This window comes from Pseudomonas sp. GW821-FHT01E10, assembly GCF_059422365.1.
The window spans coordinates 1-22301 of record NZ_JBWKWT010000018.1 but is presented as its reverse complement, the minus strand read 5'-3'; the positions used below and the strand labels follow the sequence as shown (position 1 = coordinate 22301).

Sequence of the window (22301 nt, the reverse complement as noted above, 5' to 3'; positions counted from 1 at the left end):
TGTGGCGAGGGAGCTTGCTCCCGCTGGGCTGCGAAGCGGCCCTAAAGCCTGAGACTTCGGTTGTATCTCACACACTGCGGCGGCTGGGTTGCGACTGCTGCGCAGTCGAGCGGGAGCGAGCTCCCTCGCCACAGGGGTTGTGGTGATCAGGTAGATCGGTGGGGGATTCATCGCGGGCAAGCCCGCTCCCACAGGGATTACCTGAGTCCTGTGGGAGCGTGGCTTGGTCCGGGCGGCGATCCGACGATGCCTTTAGGCCTGGCTAAATTGCGAAGCCAATTCGCGCAGCAACACTTCAGCTTCAAGCACTTTGCTGACCACATCGTTGGCCTTGTCGCGCGTCAAACCAACGCGTTCCAGCAACGCATCCGGAATGTCTTCATCCGGACCCGAACCAATCCCGCGACTACGCAGCAAACGCACGGCCAAACATACGAGGTTCGGGTACTCGGCGTAGTCGCCGTCGTAGCTTGGGTCGTGCTGGAAGCGCAGGGCGGTGGCCAGTTCTTCGGGCATGTCCCAGTAGCGCATCAGCCATGAGCCGATCTGTTCGCGGCTGATGCCCAGCAGGTGTTGCTCGACGTAGCTGTGGCACAGGTGCGGGTTGACCTCCAGGTGGCGGCAGATCAGCGAGAAGTGCGGCGGGAAGACGTGGGCCAGCAGCAGGTAACCGAAGTTGTGCAGCAGGCCGGCGAGGTAGGTCAGGCCGGCTTCCGGGCGCTGGGCGCGGGGCATGGCGCGGGTCAGGCCTTCGATGACGGCGGCGGTGTAGATCGATTGCTGCCAGTACGGCGTGGTGTGTTGCGGGTGGTCTTTGGGCAGGCTCAGGGTTTTGCCCAGGGCCAGGCCCAGCGCCAGGTTGATCACCAGGTCGAAACCCAGCACGCGGACGATGGCGTCTTCCACTGAACGAATCTTGCCCGGCGAGGCGTAGTACGGCGACGCCGCCCAGCTGACGACTTGGGCGGCCAGGGCTGGGTCGGTTTCGACCACGCCGGTGATGTCGTCGATGGTGGCGTTGGGGTCGACCCGCAGTTTGATGATTTTTTGCGCGGTTTCGGCCAGCGGCGGTATCTCGATGGTCGCTTCCAGGCGTTGCTGAATGCGCCGCGCGGTGAACGCTTGCACGGCCTGGGTGATTTCCTCGCGGTCATCGTCGGGGCGGTCGAGGTTCGGGCGGATGCTGTGCACGGCTTCGCCGAAGTTGCCGGCGCTGGCCTTGGTCAGCATGGTTTTGAAATCTTCGCTGGTGATTTCCAGCAGCACGCCCGGCTCGCCCGAGTTGATCAGCAACTTCGGTTCGCGCAGCAGGCTTTCTTCATACAGGCACGGTGAGCTGGTGAGCGCCGGCAGGCCGGGCAGCAGGCTCAGGCTGTGTTTGCCGAGCATTTTTACCAGGCGTTCGGTGGATACGGCGGTCAACCGGCGGCCGGTGAGTTCTGCGAGGCGGTTGAGGTCGAGCAATTGACTTTGCGGAAACAGCACCATGAGCGCGCCGACGGCATCGTCCAGCAAAACCGCCTGCACTTTGCGTGAGGCGTTCAGGCCGTGATGGTCGAGGACTTCCTGGTAGGCGATGCCCAGTTTGCCGAGCAGCAGCCGAATAACAGACGGAGCGTGCGGGGTTTCAGGGGCGAGGGCAGCTTCTGTCATGGTCTGTATCCGTTTTCAAACAATTGCAGGAGTATAACCAGCTTGTTTAAAGCCAGGGTCCAGAAACTGCGACAGTGCTCACACTTGGCCGTATTGCTGCCCATGGCGTAGCCAGCGGTCGAGCAGCGGGCTGACGTGATCCGGCCAGCGTTCGAGCAAGGCTTGGGCGGCGTCGCGCACGGCGGGCAGTAAATCGGCATCGCGCATCAGGTCCGCGACCTTGAATTGCAGCAGGCCGGTCTGGCGTGTGCCGAGCATTTCGCCGGGGCCGCGCAGTTCGAGGTCTTTTTCGGCGATGACAAAACCGTCGTTGGTTTCGCGCATGATGCCCAGCCGCTGACGGCCGATCTGCGACAGCGGTGGATGGTAGAGCAGCACGCAATGGCTGACGGCGCTGCCCCGGCCGACGCGGCCACGCAACTGGTGCAATTGTGCGAGGCCAAGGCGTTCGGGGTTTTCGATGATCATCAGGCTGGCGTTGGGCACGTCCACGCCAACTTCGATCACGGTGGTGGCGACCAGCAGTTGCAGGTTGCCGGCCTTGAATTCGGCCATGACGGCAGCTTTTTCGGCGGGCTTCATGCGGCCGTGGATCAGGCCGACCTTCAACTCGCCGAGGGCGGCGGTGAGGTCTTCGTGTGTGGTTTCGGCGGCCTGGCAGGTCAGCTCTTCCGACTCTTCGATCAGCGTGCACACCCAATAGGCCTGACGGCCCTCGGCACAAGCGCCGCGCACCCGTTCGATCACTTCGACGCGCCGGGTGTCGGTGACCAGCACCGTATTCACCGGGGTGCGGCCGGGGGGCAATTCGTCGAGGATCGAGGTGTCGAGGTCGGCGTAGGCGCTCATGGCCAGCGTCCGCGGGATCGGCGTGGCGGTCATGATCAGCTGGTGCGGACACATCCGCCCGCCGACGCCTTTCTGCCGCAATGCCAGGCGCTGCTGCACGCCGAAGCGGTGCTGTTCGTCGATGATCGCCAGTGCCAGGTTCTTGAATTGCACTTCGTCCTGGAACAGTGCGTGGGTGCCGACCACCATCGGTGCGCCGCCCGCGATCTGCTCCAGCGCGGCCACGCGGTTTTTGCCCTTGAGCTTGCCCGCCAGCCACGCAACTTCGATGCCCAGCGGTTCGAGCCAGCGCTTGAAGGTGATGAAGTGCTGCTCGGCGAGGATTTCGGTGGGCGCCATCAGTGCGACCTGATAACCCGCTTCCAGCGCCTGAAGCGCGGCGAGGGCGGCGACCACGGTTTTGCCCGCGCCCACGTCGCCCTGAATCAGCCGCAGCATCGGTTCGTGCTGGCTGAGGTCGTAAGCGATTTCGTTGCCGACCCGTTGCTGGGCGCCGGTCGGGGTGAAGCCGAGGTTAGCCAGATACTGTTGTGGCAGTTTCGTGGCTTTGGGCATGGCCGGCGCGCGCAGGGCACGCATGCTCTCGCGCAGGCGCTGCTGGGACAGTTGATGGGTCAGCAGTTCTTCGAAGGCCAGACGATGCTGGGCCCAGTGATGACCGAGGGCGAGTTCGTCGACGTCGGCATCAGCGGGCGGGTGATGCAGGTAGCGGATCGCATCGGCCAGCGGCGCCAGTTGATAGTCCCGGGCCAGTTCGGTCGGCAGCCAGTCGGGCAGGCTGCTGGGGCCGAGCAGGGTCAGGGTTTGCATGCACAACTGGCGCAAACGCTGCTGGGTCAGGCCTTCGGTGAGCGGGTAGACCGGGGTCAGGGTTTCATCCACCGGCGGCGGTTCGTCACCGGTGATGGCGCGGTATTCCGGGTGGTAGATTTCCAGCCCCGAGGCGCCGGGCCGGGCTTCGCCGTAGCAGCGAATCCGTGTGCCGCGTTTGAGGCCTTCTTTCTGGGCGTTGCTGAAATGGTAGAAGCGTAGGCTGAGCCCGCCGGTACCGTCCTGCAGACGGACAACCAGGCTACGGCGCCGGCCCATGACCACGTCGGCACCGCTGACGGTGCCTTCGATCACCGCGTCTTGCCCGGGTCGCAAATGGCCGATCGGGACCACGCGAGTGCGGTCCTGATAGCGCAACGGCAGGTGGAACAGCACGTCCTGGAGATTCTCCAGACCGACCTTGGCGAGTTTCTCGGCCATGGCTTCGCCGACACCCTTGAGTGCCGTCACCGACACTTGCGACAACTCGGTCATGACAGCGACTTAACCGGCCACCACCGGCGCTGGCGGCTTGGCCACCGAGCACAGGCGAATGGAGTCGGCGAGGATTTCAATCGCCTTGGGCCGTGGGAAGCTCGCGCGCCAGGCGATGGCCACGGTGCGGAACGGCACCGGCGCACTCAATGGACGCACTTCGATCACGCCGGGGGCGTAGTGGTGGCTGTCCACCGCCGACAGCGGCAGGATCGAAATGCCCAGGCCAGAGGCGACCATGTGGCGGATGGTTTCCAGCGAGCTGGATTCCACCGTGGTGTGCTTGGCGCCGTCGTTGCCTTTGGCCAGGGTCGGGCAGGCTTCCAGCACTTGATCGCGGAAGCAGTGGCCTTCGCCGAGCAGCAGCAGGCTCTTGTCGTTGAGCAGAGCGGCGTCGATGGATTCTTTTTGCGTCCACGGGTGTTGGGCCGGCATCAGGACGTAGAACGGCTCGTCGTAGAGCTGCAACGTCAGTACATCGGCTTCGTTGAACGGCAGGGCGATGATGATCGCGTCGAGCTCGCCGTTGCGCAGTTTGTCGCGCAGCACGTGGGTGAAGTTTTCTTCGATGTACAACGGCATCTGCGGGGCGACCCGGTGCAGTTGTGGAATCAGGTGCGGGAACAGGTACGGGCCGACGGTGTAGATCGCGCCGACTTTCAGCGGCGCGGTCAGCTGGTTCTTGCCGGCCTGGGCCAGTTCGCGGATGCCTTGGGCCTGTTCCAGGACTTTCTGTGCCTGGGCAACAATGCCTTCACCGACCGGGGTCAGGCGCACGGCGCTCTTGCTGCGCTCGAAAATCAGCACACCGAGTTCGTCTTCAAGCTTTTTCACGCCCACCGACAGGGTCGGCTGGCTGACGTGGCAACGCTCGGCCGCGTGACCGAAGTGCTGCTCTTGGGCGAGGGTAACGATGTAGCGTAATTCTGTGAGAGTCATAGCAAGCGTCCATGAAGTTGCGGGCCAAGCATACCGGCTGCAATCGATAGACGCACGTTATCAGACTGAGTGTGCTAAGTGACACTGGGCAATGCAGGTTTGCCGTTTCCAGATATGCAAAAAGGCACCTTTCGGTGCCTTTTATAGGTTTTGTAACCGCCGAAGAACCTGTGGGAGCGGCGGTGTTTTTAGCGTCGGCGTTCCAGCGAGTAAACAAACGGTGCAACGATTTCGATGGTGCCGTTGTTCAGCATGTCGGCCGGTGGCTTGGGCAGCGGTTGGGCGCGGCGGATCATTTCCAGGGTAGCCCGGTCCAGATCGGCGTTGCCGGAGCGGCCCACCAGTTCGAACGACAGCACGTTACCTTCGGCATCCACCACAAAGCGCAGACGGTTCAAACCTTCCTTGCCGCGTTGCTGTGCGCTGGCCGGGTACTTTTTGTACTTGGCCAGGTGCGCGAGCAGGGTGCCTTGCCAACTGGCCTTGGCGGCTTGTTGCGCGGGCGATGGACCGGGAGCCGGCTGAGCGGACTTCTCCGTCGGCGCCTGGGTTGGCTGCGTGTCGCTAGGCTTCTCCTCGGAAGGCTTTTCCTTCGGTGGCTCCGGCTTTTTCTCCACAGGCTTGGGCGGTTGCGGCTTCGGCTTGGGTTTGACCGGCTTGGGCACGGCAATCTCGGCCTTCGGCGCTTCAGCGAGTTTTGGAATCGGCAGTTCTTCCACCGGTGCCGGTGGCTGTGGCGGCGTGATCACCTTCGGCGGTGCGGGCGGTGGCGGGGCCGGCATCGGCGCCAGCTCGACCATCATCGCTTGCGGCGGCAGCTCGATCGGCGGGCGCGAGGTCCAGTTCAGCGCGAGCGCAATGGCCAGCGCATGGACGCCCAGCACCACGGCCAGGCTACCGCTGTAACGCGTCAGCTTTTGGCGCGTGTTGATCATTTTTTGGCTGCCGTCTCGAGTCCGACCAGGCCGACCTTCAGGTAACCGGCGGCGCGCAGGGCGTCCATCACGCTCATCAGGTCGCCGTAGTCCACGCCTTTGTCGGCCTGGAAGAAGATCGTCGTGTCTTTCTTGCCCTGGGTCTTGGCGTCGAGTGTGGCGCCGAGGGCTTCGGTCTTCACTTCGTCTTCGCCGAGGAACAGGCGCTGGTCAGCTTTGACGCTGAGGAACACCGGTTTCTCTGGCCGCGGCGCCGGTTTGGCGGTGGAGGCGGGCAGGTCGACCTTGATGTCCACGGTGGCCAGCGGCGCCGCCACCATGAAGATGATCAACAGCACCAGCATTACGTCGATGAACGGCGTGACGTTGATTTCGTGGTTCTCGGCCAGATCGTCGTCTGCGCCTTCTTTCAAATGCAGGCCCATGGCCGATTACCCCACTTTCACCATGTGCGGTTGCGAGCTGCGCTCGGGCGGCTGGTGGTCGAGGTCGCGGCTGACCAGCAGCAGGACTTCCGCCGAGGCGTCGGACACTTGTGCCTTGTAACCGGCAATGGAGCGGGCGAAGACGTTGTAGATGACCACCGCAGGAATCGCTGCAACCAGACCCAGCGCGGTCGCCAGCAGGGCTTCGGCGATGCCGGGGGCCACGACGGCGAGGTTGGTGGTCTGGGTTTTGGCGATGCCGATGAAGCTGTTCATGATGCCCCATACGGTACCGAACAGGCCGACGAACGGCGCGGTGGAACCGATGGTGGCCAGCACGCCGGTGCCGCTGCTCATGTTGCGACCGCAGGCTGCGACGAGGCGCTCGAGGCGGAAGCTCACGCGTTCCTTGATGCCTTCCTTCTCGCGGCTGTTGGCCGACAAGCGCATTTCTTCCAGCGCGTCGTGGACCAGCAGGTTGGCCAGGGTGCCTTCCTTGGCCGCCGTGGTGCTGGCTTCCTTAAGGGTGGCGGCTTTTTTCAGATGAGCGATTTCAGCGCGCAGACGACGCTTGGCGCCCATCAGCTCGAAGCCCTTGGCGATCCAGATGGTCCAGGTGATGATCGAGGCGATGGCCAGGCCGATCATCACGATTTTCACGATAATATCGGCGTTCTTGTACATGCCCCATGGCGACAGGTCGTGGGCCATGCCCAGGGAGTTGTCGGCTTCGAGAGCTTGCGGCATGTCCGCGGCGTCTACGGCCTGGACCGGATCGGTCGCGACAGGTGCGGTTTGAACGGCTGGTGTTTGAGTAGCCGCAGGCTGTGTGGCCGGCGCTTGCGCATCGGCGAATGCGGCGGTCGGCGCCAGCATCAGGCTGAGCAGCAGGGCGGCTACCGCGCTCCAGGCGCGAGGTCGTTTGGTTGGCGAAGCGGAGAGTTGATTGCGTGTCATGCTGGCCGGACCTGAGAGGAAAAGACGGTAAGTGTTCTTCCAGGCCTCGTAAGGCCGAGAACAAAAGTGGCTGGCATTATTGCAATTAATTCTTGTTAACAAAAGTAATAGCGTCTCTTTTTTTCTTCCATTGCTAGCTGCTTATCCATTTCGGGCGCTAGTCTGTACCTTTCTTGAGGGAGTCTTCTGATGTCCGCGCCTTCTGTTTTGATCGCCGGCTGCGGTGATGTCGGCAGCCGTCTGGCTACGCAATTGCTGGCAGGGCACTGGCAGGTTTATGGCCTGCGCCGCAATGTGTCGCGCTTGCCAGCCGGAGTGGTTGGCGTTGCGGGTGACCTGTTCAGCGCGCAATGCCCGGCTGACTGGCCGACCACGCCACTGGACTATCTGGTGTACAGCGCCGCTGCCACCGACCACGACGAGGCGGGCTATCGCTCCGCCTATGTCGAAGGCTTGCAGCATGTGCTGGGGTGGTTGAAACAACATGGCCAGCAGCCAAAGCGCATTCTGTTTGTCTCCAGCAGCAGTGTTTACGGTCAGCAGGACGGTGAGTGGGTCGATGAAACCTCGCCGACGGTGGCGGGCGGTTATTCGGGGCGTTTGATGCTGGAAGCCGAGCAAGTGGCGCGTGATAGCGGCATCCCGGCCAGCATCGTGCGTCTGACCGGTATTTATGGTCCGGGTCGAGAGTGGCTACTGACTCAGGTTCGTCGCGGTTATCGCGTGGCGATCGATCCCCCGCTGTACGCCAATCGCATTCACGTCGACGACGCGGCGGGGTTGCTGGCGTTCCTGCTTGAGGCGGATCGGCGTGGAGTGGCGCTGGATGATGCTTATATAGGTGTCGATGATGCGCCTGCGCCAATGGCAGAGGTGGTGGGCTGGTTGCGTGAGTATCTGGGCGTGACCGAGTGGGCCGATGATGCCAGTGTGCGTCGTGCCGGCAGCAAGCGCTGCAGTAACTCCCGGGCGAAGGCGTTGGGCTGGACACCGCGCTATCCGAGTTTCCGCGAAGGTTATGCCGCGATCCTCGAAGGCCGCTGCTGACTTCCAGTCACCTCAAACCAAATGTGGGAGCAGGCTTGCTCGCGAAGGGGATATAACATTCAACATCATCGTTGATTGTTACACCGCTTTCGCGAGCAAGCCTGCTCCCACATGGGTTCTGCGTTGGCTTCAGGGCGGGCTTACTGCTTTTCGAGCAACCACTTGCGATCACCCGGTGTGAACGAAGGCATCTCGTCCGCCAGTGCAGTGTTCACCGTCTGGAAAATCTCCAGTTCTTTGCCCTTGCGCGCAAAGATCCAGGTATTGCCCTGGCCATTCAACTGCAGCCAGATGTTGTCGTTGCCGCCGCTCATCGACGCGCAATCGCCTGCCAGGCACAGGGCATAGCGATCTGCACCGGGCAGACCGGCGACCTGACCGTCTGCCTGGAACTGGACGGTGCTGCCTTCGCCCGGGCCGCTGAGGATTTTCCAGCTGCCGCCCATGTAAGCCGAATACAGCGCGCGCTCGAAACTAGCGCCAATAGGCGCTCCTTCCGGAACCTGGACCGATGCGCGGTCGAAGACTTGCTCGGGCTCGTTGTCGTTGGCAGCCTGGTTCAGTCGCTTGCCATCACGCTTCAGCTCGCTGGCGGAGCTGCCATAAAAGTCGACATTCCAGGCGCCGGACTTTTCGCCCAGCAGCTTGCCTTCGACGTTTTCAAAACCATTGGTGTAGCGGGCCTGACCGGCCCTGGTGTTGACGTTCCATTCCAGATTCGGGCCATAGGCCTGGAGCGCTTCACGCAGGGGGCCGCCTTTGGATGCGGCATCGATCGCCACCTGGTTGATCCAGGTGCCGCTGATATCACGGTCGGCAGGGTTGCTGGCACATCCGCCCAAGAGTAGGGCGACCAGCGAGAGAGCTAGCGCGTGGCGCATGGTGGAATCCTTTCAGAACCCTTTGTACAAGATCAGTCGGCGCAGCCTCGCAAGGCTGCGCCAGACACATTACTCGATGACCAGAATGGCATCCATTTCAACCTGCGAACCCTTTGGCAGGGCTGCAACGCCGATGGCGGCGCGGGCTGGGTAAGGCTGGTCGAAGTACTTGCCCATGATCTCGTTGACCTTGGCGAAGTGGCTCAGGTCGGTGAGGAAAATGTTCAGTTTGACGATGTCTTTAAACGAACCACCGGCGGCTTCTGCCACGGCTTTGAGGTTCTCGAATACCTGGATGGTCTGGGCTTCGAAGCCTTCGACCAGTTCCATGGTTTTTGGGTCCAGAGGAATCTGACCCGACATGTACACGGTGTTGCCAGCCTTGATCGCCTGGGAGTAAGTACCGATGGCGGCCGGGGCCTTGTCGCTGTTGATAACGGTCTTGGTCATGTATGACTCCTTGTGAAGGGTGGGCTACGCGCGCATGCGGGTGATGCGGATGACCCCGGTCAGGGCGCGCAGTTTCTTGATCACGCGGGCCAGGTGCACGCGGTCGTGCACGCTGACCACCAGTTGGACCACGCTGATACGACCGTCGCGTTCGTCCATGCTGATTTTTTCGATATTGCCGTCGGCCGCGTTGACGCTGCTGGCCAGCAAGGCGATCAGGCCGCGCTGGTGTTCCAGTTCGACGCGCAGCTCGACGTTGAATTCGCCGGTGACATCCTTGGCCCACGAGAGCTGGATGCATTTTTCCGGGTTGTGGCGGATTTCGCTGATGTTGCGGCAGTTGTCCAGGTGCACCACCATCCCTTTGCCGGCGGACAGATGGCCAACGATCGGGTCGCCAGGGATCGGCGTGCAGCACTTGGCGTAACTGAGCACCAGGCCTTCGGTACCGCGAATGGCCAGCGGACCTTCCGGGCTTGGCAGCTGTTCGCCTTCGCCGAGCAGGCGGCGGGCGACTACGTAAGCCATGCGATTGCCCAGTCCGATGTCTTCGAGCAGGTCTTCGATCAGTTCCAGGCGATATTCGTGGAGCATCAACTGCACACGCTCGGCCGGGACTTTTTCCAGCGAGCTGTCGAAACCGTTGAGCACCTTGTTCAGCAGGCGTTCGCCGAGGCTGATGGATTCGGAGCGGCGTTGCAGCTTAAGCGCATGGCGGATGTGGGTCCGCGCCTTGCCGGTGACCACGAAGTTGAGCCATGCCGGGTTCGGCCGTGCGCCGGGGGCGCTGACGATCTCGACCGTGGAGCCGCTTTGCAGCGGTTCGGACAGCGGCGCGAGACGACGGTTGATCCGGCAGGCAATGCAGCTGTTGCCCACGTCGGTGTGTACCGCGTAAGCGAAGTCGACCGCCGTGGAGCCTTTTGGAAGTTCCATGATCCGGCCCTTGGGCGTGAACACGTAGACCTCGTCCGGGAACAGGTCGATCTTCACGCTCTCGATGAATTCCAGCGAGTTGCCGGCCCGTTGCTGCATCTCCAGCACGCCTTTGACCCACTGGCGGGCGCGGGCATGAGTGCCTTTGGGCTGTTCGTCGCCGCTGGATTTGTACAGCCAATGGGCGGCGATGCCATTGTTGGCCATCTCTTCCATTTCACGGGTGCGGATCTGGATCTCGATCGGTACACCGTGCATGCCGAACAGCGTGGTGTGCAGCGACTGGTAGCCGTTGGCCTTGGGGATCGCGATGTAATCCTTGAAGCGCCCCGGCAACGGTTTGTACAAATTATGCACAGCACCCAGCACGCGGTAGCAGGTATCGACCTTGTCGACGATGATCCGGAACGCGTAGACGTCCATGATCTCGTTGAAGGCCCGACGCTTGCCGCGCATTTTCTTGTAGATGCCGTAGAGGTGTTTCTGACGACCGCTGACCTCGCCCTGGATGCCATCAATGGCCAGGCAGTGGCTGAGGGACTCTTCGATCTTGTTGACGATTTCCTTGCGGTTGCCCCGGGCGCGTTTGACCGCCTGGTTGATCCGCGCGGAACGCATCGGGTGCATGGCCTTGAAGCCGAGGTCTTCGAATTCTATGCGGATGGCGTGCATGCCCAGCCGGTTGGCGATGGGCGCATAGATTTCCAGGGTTTCCTTGGCGATCCGCCGGCGTTTTTCGCCGGACAGCACTTCCAGGGTACGCATGTTGTGCAGGCGGTCGGCCAGCTTGACCAGGATCACGCGAATGTCGCGCGCCATGGCCATGGCCATTTTCTGGAAGTTTTCGGCCTGGGCTTCGGCTTTGGTCTCGAAGTTCATCTGGGTCAGTTTGCTGACCCCGTCGACCAGTTCGGCCACGGTTTCGCCGAACTGCGCTTGCAGCGCTTCCTTGGCAATACCGGTGTCTTCGATCACGTCATGCAGCATTGCAGCCATCAAGCTTTGATGGTCCATGTGCATGTCGGCAAGAATATTCGCCACCGCAAGAGGATGCGTGACGTACGCCTCACCGCTGCGGCGGCGTTGACCGTCGTGGGCTTGTTCGGCGTAGAAGTACGCTCGGCGGACCAGGTTGACCTGGTCCTTGCCGAGGTAGGTCGATAAGCGATCGGCGAGGGCGTCTATGCTCGGCATGATAATTCCTGCCGTTTGCTATGACCCCGCGCCGTGCTACGTCGACCAGGCATGGCTTATACTGCCTCGTTGGACTCGTCCTCGAACGCTGCGAACAGCGGTTCGTCTTCGACGATTTCAGCGTTGGCGATGAACTCGTAGCTCATCAGGCCTTCAGCGATTTCACGCAGCGCTACAACTGTAGGCTTGTCGTTTTCCCACTGAACCAGGGGCTCTTTGCCACCAGTGGCCAGTTGACGGGCACGCTTGGTAGAGAGCATGACCAGCTCAAAGCGGTTTTCCACGTGTTCTAGGCAGTCTTCAACGGTTACGCGGGCCATGGTATTCCTCGGAGCGAATGCAATATGCGCGCTGCCCGGTTGGGCGAGCGGACTCAACAGTTTAAAAAATCACCAGCGATTAGGGAAGCGCTGATTTTTTGACCAGGCTCTTCAACGCGCTATAAGCACCAATGTAAAGCCCTTGCAGCGGTTTTGGGAAGAGCTGATTAGCCGAGCAATTCAGCTAATAATTTGCCATGACGCTGCTGCTGACGCTTCTGATGCAGCTGGTTGGCGCGGAAAATCGCCTTCAGATCGTCCAGTGCGTGGGCGAAATTGTCGTTGATGATCAGGTAATCGTAGTCGACGTAATGGCTCATCTCGCTGACGGCTTCGCGCATCCGGCCTTCGATGATCTCGTCACTGTCCTGGCCGCGATTGGTCAGGCGTTGGTGCAGGGCCTCCAGGGACGGCGGCAGAATGAAGATCGAACGGGCCTGGGGCATCAACTTGCGCACTTGCTCTGCACCCTGCCAGTCAATTTCCAGAATCAGGTCGTGACCTTCATCCAGGGTCTGCTGCAGGTGGCTTTGCGAAGTGCCATAGAGATTGCCGAACACTTCGGCGCGCTCGAGGAAATCTCCGTGCTCGATCATCTTCACGAACTCGCTGCGTTCGACGAAGTGATAGTTCACGCCGTTCACTTCACCAGGGCGCATGGCGCGGGTGGTGTGGGAGACCGAGACGCGGATCTCCTGATCAGCGTCGGTCAGGGCTTTGACCAGGCTGCTCTTGCCCGCACCAGAAGGTGCGGAAATGATGTACAGGGTGCCGGTACTGTGGGTCATGTCAGGTTTGCCTTACTCAATATTCTGTACTTGTTCGCGCATCTGCTCGATCAACACCTTGAGGTTGACCGCCGCTTGGGTGCTGCGCGGGTCGAAGGCTTTGGAGCCCAGTGTGTTGGCTTCGCGGTTGAGCTCCTGCATCAGGAAATCCAGGCGTCGACCGGCAGCGCCGCCGGATTTGAGCACCCGGCGAACTTCGATGATGTGAGTGCTCAGGCGATCCAGTTCTTCGGCGACGTCGCTCTTTTGCGCGAGCATGACCATTTCCTGCTCCAGGCGCTGCGGGTCGAGGTCGGCCTTCATGTCGGTGAAGCGGTCGAGGACTTTCTGACGCTGCGTGGCGAGCATCTGCGGGACCAGCTCACGCAGGATCACCACATCTTCTTCAATGGACGTCAGGCGTTCGTTGATCAACCGCGCCAGCTCCGCGCCTTCGCGCTCGCGGCCGGCCTTGAGTTCTTTCAGGCCTTGGTTGAACAGCGCCATGGCTTCGGCATTCAGCGCTTGCGGGTCGGCGGCGTCGGCCACCAGCACGCCGGGCCAGGCCAGGACTTCCAGCGGGTTCAGCGCGGCCGGGTTCTTGATCAGGCTGGCGACGGTCTCGGCGGCAGCGACCAATTGCGCGGCGCGCTCGCGGTCCACTTGCAGCGGTTTGCCAGTGCTTTCTTCGGTGAAACGCAGGGTGCATTCGAGCTTGCCCCGGGAAATTCCCTGGCGCAGGGCTTCGCGGACGGCGCCCTCGAGGTCGCGGAAAGATTCCGGCAGGCGCAGATGGGGTTCCAGGTAGCGGCTGTTGACCGAGCGCAGCTCCCAGCTCAGGGTGCCCTGGACGCCGGCTTTCTCGACGCGGGCGAAGGCGGTCATGCTGTGCACCATGGAGGTACCTCGCAATGCAGGTCGGCGCGTAACCCATGGTTCGCGGACCCGCTATCTGTGAATTAAAGCCGACAGGCAGCAAAGGCGCAGGATTGTAGCGCAGTGGGGCGGATGCGCCCAATCACACGCTGTGACAATGGGCTGCAGGCCGTCGGCTACGCTCTATTCAGAGCCTTCAATCGTCGGGTGATTTTTTTAGAAGTGCCCACTCGCGGCCCACGGCTCTATAATGCTCGGCAGTTTTCCGTCCCCCGTACAGGTAATCCCTATGAAACGTCCAAGTGGTCGCGCTGCCGATCAGCTCCGCTCGATCCGCATTACCCGCAACTACACCAAACACGCCGAGGGATCTGTACTGGTCGAGTTCGGTGATACCAAGGTCATCTGCACCGTCAGCGTCGAGAACGGCGTGCCGCGTTTCCTCAAGGGGCAGGGCCAGGGCTGGTTGACCGCTGAATACGGCATGCTGCCGCGCGCCACTGGCGAGCGTAACCAGCGTGAGGCGAGCCGCGGCAAGCAAGGCGGCCGCACTCTGGAAATCCAGCGGCTGATCGGTCGTTCCCTGCGCGCTGCGCTGGACATGTCCAAGCTGGGCGACGTCACCTTGTACGTCGACTGCGACGTGATCCAGGCTGATGGCGGCACCCGCACCGCGTCCATCACCGGCGCCATGGTTGCACTGGTCGATGCCTTGAAAGTGATCAAGAAGCGCGGCGGCCTCAAAGGTGGCGACCCGCTCAAGCAAATGATCGCTGCCGTTTCGGTAGGCATGTATCAGGGCGAACCTGTGCTTGACCTCGACTACCTGGAAGACTCGGCTGCCGAGACTGACCTCAACGTGGTGATGACCAGCACTGGTGGTTTCATCGAAGTCCAGGGCACTGCCGAAGGCGCACCGTTCCAGCCGGAAGAGCTGAACGCGATGCTGGCACTGGCGAAGAAAGGCATGATCGAGATTTTCGAACTGCAGAAGGCTGCACTGGCTGACTGATTGTTTTGATGTCCGGCAAAGGAGAGCGCCATGAGTGATGAACAGCAGTTGCTTCCCACCCCGAGCTCCGAGGCTCGCCAGTGGGCGATGTTTTGTCACCTCTCGGCGTTTCTCGGTGTCTGGTTTCCGTTCGGTCACCTGATCGGGCCGCTGATACTCTGGCAGTGGAAGCGTGAAGCCGACCCGTTCATCGATGCCCAAGGCAAAGAAGCGCTGAACTTTCAGATTACCGTGGCCCTGGTCTCGGGCATCTGTTACGTGCTGATGCTGGTGTTGATCGGTTTTGCGCTGCTGCCGCTGGTCCTGATCGGGGCGATGGTGCTGTGCATCATTGCCGGGCTCAAGGCCAATGACGGGGTGCCTTACCGCTATCCCTTCACCTGGCGGTTGATCAAATAACAGGCAGTAAAAATCAGCGCGCACAAAAAAGCCGACAGCAATGTCGGCTTTTTTGCATCTGCGAAAAGACGCTTAGATCGTCAGCGTCCAGTCGTAGTCCACGATCAACGGTGCGTGCTGCGAGAACCGTGGCTGACGTGGCAGGCGTGCGCTGCGTACGAAGCGGCGCAGGCCAGGGGTCAGCAACTGGTAGTCGAAACGCCAGCCCAGGTTGAGCATCTCGGCCTGTTCGTTGTCCGGCCACCAGCTGTACTGGTCGCCTTCGCGGCTGACTTCCCGCAGGGCGTCGACATAACCCATGTTGCCGACAATCTCGTCCATCCAGGCACGCTCAGGCGCCAGGAAGCCCGGGGATTGCTGGCTGTCGCGCCAGTTCTTGATATCCAGCTTCTGTTGCGCCACGTACAGCGAGCCACAATAAATGTACTCGCGACGTTTGCGTCGCTGTTTATCCAGATAACGGGCGAAGTCGTCCATTAGCTTGAACTTCTGGTTCAAGTCTTCATCGCCATTCTGCCCCGAAGGGAGCAGCAAGGTCGCGATGCTGACCTTGTCGAAATCGGCTTGCAGGTAGCGCCCGTAGCGGTCGGCCGTCTCGAAGCCGAGACCGCTGATGACAGCCTTCGGTTGCAACCGCGAGTACAAAGCCACGCCACCTTGGGCGGGAACTTCGGCTTCGCAGGCATAAAGGAAGTAGCCATCCAGTTGGAAGGCTGGATCGTCCAGTTCAAAGGCGGAGGCGCGGGTGTCCTGCAGGCAGATGACGTCGGCATTCTGTGCTTGCAGCCAACTGAGCAAACCACGCTCGACTGCAGCCTGAATACCATTGACGTTCACACTGATGATCCGCATAAGTGGCCCCAAAAATCGCGTGCGGGTATGATACACGGCGTCTACCTAATTAGCTAAATCCGTGGTATTTGGGGTTTTTTTCATGCAAGCGTATCAACGCGATTTCATTCGTTTTGCCATCGATCGCGGCGTTTTGCGCTTCGGTGAGTTCACCCTGAAGTCCGGGCGCACCAGTCCATACTTCTTCAATGCCGGCCTGTTCAACTCAGGGAAGGCCCTGGCACAGCTGGGCCGTTTCTATGCGGCAGCCATCGTCGAGAGCGGTATTTCCTTCGACGTACTGTTCGGCCCGGCCTACAAAGGCATCCCGTTGGCGGCAGCCACCGCCGTGGCACTGGCCGAACATCACGACCGTGACCTGCCATGGTGCTTCAATCGCAAGGAAGCCAAGGCCCACGGCGAAGGTGGCAGCCTGGTTGGCGCGCCATTGACTGGCGACGTGCTGATCATCGACGACGTGATCACCGCGGGCACCGCCATCCGCGAAGTGATGCAGATCATCGCTTCCCAGGACGGCGCCAAAGCTGCCGGTGTGCTGATCGCCCTGAACCGTCAGGAGCGTGGCAATGGTGAGTTGTCGGCCATCCAGGAAGTGGAACGTGACTTCGGCATTCCGGTGATCAGCATCGTTTCGCTGAACCAGGTGCTGGAGTTCCTGGCTGACGATCCGCAGCTCAAGCAACATTTGCCTGCGGTTGAAGCCTACCGCGCCCAGTTCGGCGTGTAATCACGCTCCCACAGGGATTGCAGACAGCAAAAGACCCCGCTCAGCATGTTGAGCGGGGTCTTTTGTTTATGTATGGCCCAGTCCCCCAGCATTATTTTTTGCTGGTGCTGCTGAATGTCTCGGCTTTTTTGATCCCGCTGGGTTCATTGGTTTTCTCCGGGTACGGATCAGCCACAGCATCGCCCTGGCCAGTCAGAATTCTCCAGCCATGACGGGTGTGTGCGGTCTTGCGGAGTTGCGGGCAGGGCGGCATCGATGTTTTGCCCTGATTCGAGTATTCGTGACCGCAATCGACACAGGCATAGGTGCCAGGTGAAACATCGCTGCCGTAAGGGACGTAGTCTTTTTGCATGGGTAGACCTCCTGTGGATTCAGAGAAGATCCTATGCAGATTGCTTCCTTCGTGAAGTCGGACGTTTCGCCCAATCAGGTCAGGCATTTCCGGCGCGCATAAAAAAGATCGCAGACTTCGTCAGCTCCTACAGGTTTTTCGTACATCCGAAATCCGTAGGTGCTGCCGAAGGCTGCGATCTTTTTAAGGTTTTGAATCAGGGACGCTTGCGATTGCTGATCAGCGTACCCACACCGGTGTCGGTGAAGATTTCCAGCAGAATTGCATTTGGCACCCGACCATCAATGATCAGCGAGCTGCCCACGCCACCCTGTACCGCTTCCAGCGCGCAACGGATCTTCGGCAGCATGCCGCCGTAGATGGTGCCGTCGGCGATCAGGTCGTCGACTTGCTGGGTGCTCAGGCCGGTCAGGACCTTGCCGCTCTTGTCCATCAGGCCGGCAATGTTGGTCAGCAGCATCAGCTTCTCAGCTTTCAGAGCCTCGGCCACTTTACCGGCCACCAGATCGGCGTTGATGTTGTACGACTCGCCGTTGGCACCGACGCCGATCGGCGCGATCACCGGAATGAAATCGCCTTTGACCAGCAGGTTCAGCAGGTCGGTGTTGATCCCGACCACTTCGCCGACGTGGCCGATGTCGATGATTTCCGGCTGGGTCATCTCAGGGGTCTGGCGGGTGACGGTGAGCTTCTTCGCGCGAATCAGCTCGGCGTCTTTACCGGTCAGGCCGATGGCGCTGCCGCCGTGACGGTTGATCAGGTTGACGATGTCCTTGTTGACCTGGCCGCCGAGGACCATTTCCACCACGTCCATGGTCGCGGCGTCGGTGACGCGCATGCCATCGACAAAGTGGCTCTCGATCGACAGTCGCTTGAGCAGGTCGCCGATTTGCGGGCCGCCGCCGTGAACCACCACCGGGTTGATGCCGACGGCTTTCATCAGCACGATGTCGCGGGCGAAGCCGGTTTTCAGCTCCTCGCTTTCCATCGCGTTGCCGCCGTATTTGATCACCAGTGTCTTGCCGACATAGCGGCGAATGTAAGGCAGCGCTTCGGACAGGACCTTGGCAGTGTTGGCGGCGGCTTCGCGTTCGAGGGTCATTCAGGGCTCCGGGTGCTTCAATAGATCAAAACGGTAGTTGGAGATCAGGTGCAACGCGCTTCAGCTGGACGTGGAATACATCCTTGATGCGCTGCAATTCAGCCTCGTCATCGGCCTCGAAGCGCAGCACCAGCACCGGTGTGGTGTTGGAGGCGCGAACCAGGCCCCAGCCTTTGGCATAGTCGACTCGCACGCCGTCAATGGTGGTCAGGTCGGCGCCTTCACCCCACTGTGCGTCGTGCAGTGCATCAATGATGCTGAATTTGCTCTCTTCGGTCACATGGATATTGATTTCCGGCGTAGAAATATCGTTCGGGAAGGTCGCGAACAACTCTTCCGCGGTGGATTTCTCTTTGCTGAGGATCTCCAGCAGCCGCGCGGCGCTGTAAATGCCGTCGTCGAAACCGAACCAGCGCTCCTTGAAGAAGATATGCCCGCTCATTTCGCCGGCCAACAGGGCGCCGGATTGTTTCATTTTCTTTTTGATCAGCGAGTGACCTGTTTTCCACATCAGTGGGCGACCGCCATATTCTTTGATCAGCGGGATCAGGCGACGGGTGCATTTGACGTCGAAGATGATTTCCGCGTCGGGGTTGCGTGCTACCACATCCTTGGCGAACAGCATCAGCAGGCGGTCCGGGAACACGACGCTGCCGGTGTTGGTGACCACGCCCACGCGGTCGCCATCACCGTCGAAGGCCAGGCCCAGGTCGGCGTTGGTTTCCTTGACCTTGGCGATCAGGTCTACCAGGTTTTCCAGCTTGCCCGGGTCCGGGTGATGGTTCGGGAAGTTGCCATCGACATCGCAGAACAGCGGGATGACTTCGCAGTTCAGGGCTTCGATCAGTTGCGGGGCAATCACGCCGGCCGCGCCGTTGCCGCAATCGACCACCACTTTCAGGCGGCGGGCGAGTTTGATGTCCTGGACGATTTCGGTGTTGTAGCGGTCGAGGATCTCGACCTTGGTGATGCTGCCCTTGCCGCTGCTCAGGTTGTTGGTCTTGAGGCGGTCGTGCAGGGCCTGGATCTGTTCGTTGGCCAGGGTATCGCCAGCTATGACGATCTTGAAGCCGTTGTAGTTCGACGGGTTGTGGCTGCCGGTGAGCATCACCCCGGATTTGCCGGCCAGTACGTTGGCGGCGTAGTACAGCGCTGGCGTTGGCACCAGGCCGACGTCGCTGACGTGGCAACCGCTGTCGGCCAGGCCCTGAATCAGTTGTTCCACCAGTTCCGGGCCGGACAGGCGACCGTCGCGGCCGACGGACACATTGGGCTCGCCCTGGGCCAGGCTCTGGGAGCCGATGGCGCGACCGAGCCAATAAGCGGTTTCAGCGTTCAAGAATTCCGGGACGGTGCCGCGAATGTCGTAGGCGCGGAAGATGCTGTCGGGGAACTTGGGTGCGACTTGGGCTGGGGTGCTCATCTGTAGGAATGCTCCATCTCGAAAGTGGCTGGACCTGCCGGCGAAGAACTCGTCGGCTGGCTCGGACTGAAGGGTATGACGGCGTTTTCCGCAGAGAGTTCGTGGTGCGAAAAGGCCATGCCACCAATGTCGACGAGTATTGGGTCGATCAATGCCTTGATTTTCAGTGGTAAACCTTCCAGATGACGTCTGTGTGATTTGTGGCGAGGGAGCTTGCTCCCGCTTGAGTGTGCAGCACTCACAAAGTCGGCAATTGTTGCCAGAATCATGGGGCCGCTACGCTTTCCAGCGCGAGCAAGCTCACTCGCCACAGGGGGCATATCAGTGGCTGCCGGAATGTCCGAAGCCGCCGGTGCCGCGCTGGGTTTCGACAAACTCTTCGACCATTTCGAAGTGCGCTTGAACCACTGGTACCAGAACAAGTTGTGCGAGGCGTTCGCCAACGACCATGTTGAAATCGGTCTGGCCACGGTTCCAGCACGACACCATCAGCGGGCCCTGGTAATCGGAGTCGATCAGGCCGACCAGGTTGCCCAGCACGATGCCGTGCTTATGGCCCAGGCCGGAGCGCGGCAGAATCAAGGCCGCCAGGCCCGGATCGCCGATATACACCGACAGGCCGGTAGGGATCAGCAGGGTCTCGCCCGGCTTGATGACAGTGTCTTTTTCCAGCATGGCGCGCAGGTCGAGGCCGGCGGAGCCGGGCGTGGCGTACTGCGGCAGCGGAAATTCGCTGCCGATGCGTGGGTCGAGGATCTTGGCTTGCAAAGCGTGCATGTAAATTAAACCTGGTTCAGACGTTCGGCGATAAAAGTGATCAGCTGGCGGGCAATCTTGCCTTTGCTGGTCTGGGCAAAAATAGTGGCGTGCAGCTCACGGTCGATCACGCTGCAGGCGTTTTCTTCGCTGTTGAAGCCAATACTCGGGTTGGCGACGTCGTTGGCGACGATCAGATCGAGGTTCTTGTCTTTCAACTTGCGGGCAGCGTAGTCGAGCAGGTGTTCGGTTTCGGCGGCAAAGCCGACACTGAACGGACGGTCGGGACGGGTGGCGATGGTGGCCAGAATGTCTGGGTTGCGTACCATCTGTAGCAACAAGCCGTCGCCGCTTGTAGGGTCTTTCTTGAGTTTCTGTGGGGCCACGACTTCCGGACGGTAGTCCGCGACCGCTGCCGAGGCGATGAACAGGTCGCAAGGAATCGCGGCTTCACAAGCGGCGAGCATGTCCCGGGCGCTGACCACGTCGATGCGTGTGACGCGATCCGGGGTCGGCAGGTGCACGGGGCCGGTGATCAGGGTCACGCGGGCGCCGGCTTCTACCGCGGCTTCGGCCAGGGCAAAGCCCATTTTGCCGGAGCTGTGGTTGGTGATGTAGCGCACCGGGTCGATGTTTTCCTGGGTCGGGCCGGCGGTGATCAGCACGTGTTTGCCGGTCAGCGCTTGGCGCTGGAAGCAGTCTGCCGCGCACTGGGCGAGGTCGGTGGCTTCGAGCATGCGGCCCATGCCGACGTCGCCGCAGGCCTGGCTGCCGGAGGCCGGGCCGAAGACTTTGAAGTCGCGGCTTGCGAGGGTTTGCAGGTTGGCCTGGGTCGCCGGGTCGCGCCACATGGCTTGATTCATCGCCGGCGCCACGGCGACTACCGCGTCGGTGGCCAGCACCAGCGTGGTCAGCAGGTCGTCGGCAATGCCTTGGGCCAGGCGAGCGATCAGGTCCGCAGTGGCGGGGGCGATCAATACCAGGTCGGCCCATTTGGCCAGTTCGATGTGACCCATGGCGGCTTCGGCCGCCGGGTCCAGCAGGTCCAGGTGGACCGGGTGCCCGGACAGGGCCTGCATGGTCAGCGGGGTAATGAATTCGCTGCCGCCACGGGTCATGACCACGCGCACTTCGGCGCCCTGGTCGATCAGGCGGCGAACCAGCTCGGCGCTCTTGTAGGCAGCAATGCCGCCGCCGACGCCCAGAACGATGCGTTTCCGATACAGCCGCTGCATAGGTCTGCCTTTCATTTCGTTGATGACTGCATGGCGATACCCCCTCCCCAGGGGTGAAATCGCCCGCAAAAAAGATGGGCTACGATATCACAGCGACCGCTACGGAACAGCGGCGCCCACTTACATGGAGGTGTTATGAGCATTCGCGATTGGCCAGCGGCGGAGCGACCGCGGGAGAGGTTACTTGAGTTAGGTTCGGCGAGTCTTTCGGACGCCGAGTTGCTAGCGATTTTTTTACGTACCGGTGTATCGGGTAAAAGTGCAGTAGATCTGGCACGGCATCTGTTGAGTCAGTTTGGCAGCCTGCGTTCACTGCTCGAAGCCGATCAAACTGCGTTCAGCAGGCAATTGGGGCTCGGGCCGGCGAAATTCGCTCAGTTGCAAGCGGCACAGGAAATGGGCAGGCGGCACTTAGCCGAACGTGCGCGCCAGAAATCGGCACTGGAAAATCCGCAGGCGGTTCGTGATTACCTGAAGTCGATGCTGCGCCACGAGCCTCACGAGGTATTCGGCTGTCTGTTTCTGGATTCAAAACATCAAGTGCTGACCTTTGAAGTGCTGTTTCGCGGCTCCATCGACAGTACCAGTGTCTATCCAAGACAAGTGGTTAAACGCGCTTTGGCCCACAACGCCGCAGCGTTGATCCTCTGCCACAACCATCCGTCGGGTAACTCCAATCCCAGTCAAGCCGACCGGATGCTGACCAAGCGCCTGCAAGAAGCGCTGGACCTGATCGATGTGCGGGTGCTCGACCATTTCATCGTCGGTGATGGCGATCCGTTGTCCATGGCCGAGTACGGGTGGATGTGAAGAGGAAAGGCTAGATGAGTCACTGTGGGAGATTCTATGGTTGAGGGGAAACCCTCAACTTGCTTTCGGCTGGTATTCGCTCTGCCCCTTCAGTAGCGC

Annotated in this window: 22 protein-coding genes and 1 pseudogene; 5 read left to right on the top strand and 18 right to left on the bottom strand. The window is 61.0% G+C overall.

The annotated features are described in order from the left end of the window. Positions 1 to 252: 252 nt before the first annotated feature. From AC07V0_RS24155 to exbB, 6 genes are all read right to left on the bottom strand, one after another. Complete coding sequence (locus AC07V0_RS24155; protein WP_064621108.1) at positions 253 to 1653, bottom strand: aminoacyl-tRNA deacylase and HDOD domain-containing protein; 1401 nt, start codon at positions 1651 to 1653, stop codon at positions 253 to 255. Positions 1654 to 1731: 78 nt separating this feature from the next. Beyond that, on the bottom strand, positions 1732 to 3807 hold the full coding sequence (gene recG / locus AC07V0_RS24150) for an ATP-dependent DNA helicase RecG (RefSeq protein ID WP_018927475.1): 2076 nt from the start codon (positions 3805 to 3807) through the stop codon (positions 1732 to 1734). A 9-nt stretch (positions 3808 to 3816) separates the two neighbouring features. After that, entirely contained in the window at positions 3817 to 4746 is a 930-nt protein-coding gene (locus tag AC07V0_RS24145) for a hydrogen peroxide-inducible genes activator (RefSeq protein ID WP_008007618.1), read from the bottom strand. Between the two features lie 188 nt (positions 4747 to 4934). Further along, complete coding sequence (locus AC07V0_RS24140; RefSeq protein WP_018927476.1) at positions 4935 to 5681, bottom strand: energy transducer TonB family protein; 747 nt, start codon at positions 5679 to 5681, stop codon at positions 4935 to 4937. Then, positions 5678 to 6106 (bottom strand): TonB system transport protein ExbD, encoded by a 429-nt coding sequence (gene exbD / locus AC07V0_RS24135; protein ID WP_007934588.1) that lies wholly within the window; start codon positions 6104 to 6106, stop codon positions 5678 to 5680. The genes AC07V0_RS24140 and exbD overlap by 4 nt, the downstream gene beginning before the upstream one ends. Positions 6107 to 6112: 6 nt before the next feature. After that, positions 6113 to 7063, bottom strand: coding sequence for a tonB-system energizer ExbB (gene exbB, locus AC07V0_RS24130; RefSeq protein WP_064621107.1), 951 nt, complete (start codon positions 7061 to 7063; stop codon positions 6113 to 6115). A 189-nt stretch (positions 7064 to 7252) separates the two neighbouring features. Between exbB and AC07V0_RS24125 the strand changes: the two genes are divergently transcribed. Beyond that, a complete protein-coding gene (locus tag AC07V0_RS24125) occupies positions 7253 to 8110 on the top strand; it encodes an SDR family oxidoreductase (protein WP_495019977.1) in 858 nt (285 codons plus the stop codon). Positions 8111 to 8250: 140 nt separating this feature from the next. On the opposite strand, the gene AC07V0_RS24120 is transcribed toward AC07V0_RS24125, so the two are convergent. The 6 genes from AC07V0_RS24120 to AC07V0_RS24095 all read right to left on the bottom strand — a co-directional run bounded on the left by AC07V0_RS24120 (position 8251) and on the right by AC07V0_RS24095 (position 13555). After that, entirely contained in the window at positions 8251 to 8991 is a 741-nt protein-coding gene (locus AC07V0_RS24120; RefSeq protein WP_018927479.1) for a hypothetical protein, read from the bottom strand. Positions 8992 to 9060: 69 nt separating this feature from the next. After that, positions 9061 to 9441, bottom strand: coding sequence for a RidA family protein (locus tag AC07V0_RS24115; protein WP_018927480.1), 381 nt, complete (start codon positions 9439 to 9441; stop codon positions 9061 to 9063). 24 nt (positions 9442 to 9465) lie between these two features. Continuing rightward, the gene (gene spoT, locus AC07V0_RS24110; protein WP_007934594.1) at positions 9466 to 11571 is read right to left on the bottom strand and encodes a bifunctional GTP diphosphokinase/guanosine-3',5'-bis pyrophosphate 3'-pyrophosphohydrolase; all 2106 of its coding nucleotides are present in this window, start codon (positions 11569 to 11571) and stop codon (positions 9466 to 9468) included. Between the two features lie 56 nt (positions 11572 to 11627). Continuing rightward, positions 11628 to 11891 carry a DNA-directed RNA polymerase subunit omega gene (rpoZ, locus tag AC07V0_RS24105; protein ID WP_003177259.1) on the bottom strand — a complete coding sequence of 88 codons (264 nt, stop codon included), beginning with the start codon at positions 11889 to 11891 and terminating at the stop codon, positions 11628 to 11630. A 167-nt stretch (positions 11892 to 12058) separates the two neighbouring features. Beyond that, entirely contained in the window at positions 12059 to 12679 is a 621-nt protein-coding gene (gene gmk / locus AC07V0_RS24100; RefSeq protein WP_018927481.1) for a guanylate kinase, read from the bottom strand. A 12-nt stretch (positions 12680 to 12691) separates the two neighbouring features. Further along, positions 12692 to 13555, bottom strand: coding sequence for a YicC/YloC family endoribonuclease (locus tag AC07V0_RS24095; RefSeq protein ID WP_018927482.1), 864 nt, complete (start codon positions 13553 to 13555; stop codon positions 12692 to 12694). 268 nt (positions 13556 to 13823) lie between these two features. Between AC07V0_RS24095 and rph the strand changes: the two genes are divergently transcribed. Both rph and AC07V0_RS24085 read left to right on the top strand, forming a co-directional pair. After that, positions 13824 to 14546 carry a ribonuclease PH gene (rph, locus tag AC07V0_RS24090; protein WP_007934600.1) on the top strand — a complete coding sequence of 241 codons (723 nt, stop codon included), beginning with the start codon at positions 13824 to 13826 and terminating at the stop codon, positions 14544 to 14546. 30 nt (positions 14547 to 14576) lie between these two features. Beyond that, on the top strand, positions 14577 to 14945 hold the full coding sequence (locus tag AC07V0_RS24085; RefSeq protein WP_018927483.1) for a DUF4870 domain-containing protein: 369 nt from the start codon (positions 14577 to 14579) through the stop codon (positions 14943 to 14945). A gap of 72 nt (positions 14946 to 15017) precedes the next feature. Here AC07V0_RS24085 and crc read toward each other — a convergent pair whose 3' ends face one another. Continuing rightward, positions 15018 to 15797 (bottom strand): catabolite repression control protein Crc, encoded by a 780-nt coding sequence (crc, locus tag AC07V0_RS24080; RefSeq protein WP_007934608.1) that lies wholly within the window; start codon positions 15795 to 15797, stop codon positions 15018 to 15020. A gap of 82 nt (positions 15798 to 15879) precedes the next feature. On the opposite strand from crc, the gene pyrE reads away from it, so the two are divergent. Beyond that, a complete protein-coding gene (gene pyrE / locus AC07V0_RS24075; protein ID WP_018927484.1) occupies positions 15880 to 16524 on the top strand; it encodes an orotate phosphoribosyltransferase in 645 nt (214 codons plus the stop codon). Positions 16525 to 16615: 91 nt separating this feature from the next. Here pyrE and AC07V0_RS24070 read toward each other — a convergent pair whose 3' ends face one another. The 5 genes and pseudogenes from AC07V0_RS24070 to coaBC all read right to left on the bottom strand — a co-directional run bounded on the left by AC07V0_RS24070 (position 16616) and on the right by coaBC (position 21392). Further along, on the bottom strand, positions 16616 to 16876 hold the full coding sequence (locus AC07V0_RS24070) for a zinc ribbon-containing protein (RefSeq protein ID WP_018927485.1): 261 nt from the start codon (positions 16874 to 16876) through the stop codon (positions 16616 to 16618). A gap of 196 nt (positions 16877 to 17072) precedes the next feature. After that, positions 17073 to 17978, bottom strand: coding sequence for an acetylglutamate kinase (argB, locus tag AC07V0_RS24065; RefSeq protein ID WP_018927486.1), 906 nt, complete (start codon positions 17976 to 17978; stop codon positions 17073 to 17075). A gap of 25 nt (positions 17979 to 18003) precedes the next feature. Further along, positions 18004 to 19380 (bottom strand): annotated as a pseudogene (locus AC07V0_RS24060) (phosphomannomutase/phosphoglucomutase); the annotation flags it as partial. A 342-nt stretch (positions 19381 to 19722) separates the two neighbouring features. Beyond that, entirely contained in the window at positions 19723 to 20178 is a 456-nt protein-coding gene (gene dut / locus AC07V0_RS24055; RefSeq protein WP_018927488.1) for a dUTP diphosphatase, read from the bottom strand. A gap of 5 nt (positions 20179 to 20183) precedes the next feature. Further along, complete coding sequence (gene coaBC, locus AC07V0_RS24050; RefSeq protein ID WP_086944349.1) at positions 20184 to 21392, bottom strand: bifunctional phosphopantothenoylcysteine decarboxylase/phosphopantothenate--cysteine ligase CoaBC; 1209 nt, start codon at positions 21390 to 21392, stop codon at positions 20184 to 20186. Between the two features lie 135 nt (positions 21393 to 21527). Here coaBC and radC point away from each other — a divergent pair, with 135 nt between their 5' ends. Then, positions 21528 to 22202 (top strand): RadC family protein, encoded by a 675-nt coding sequence (radC, locus tag AC07V0_RS24045; RefSeq protein WP_086944350.1) that lies wholly within the window; start codon positions 21528 to 21530, stop codon positions 22200 to 22202. Positions 22203 to 22301 lie beyond the last annotated feature (99 nt).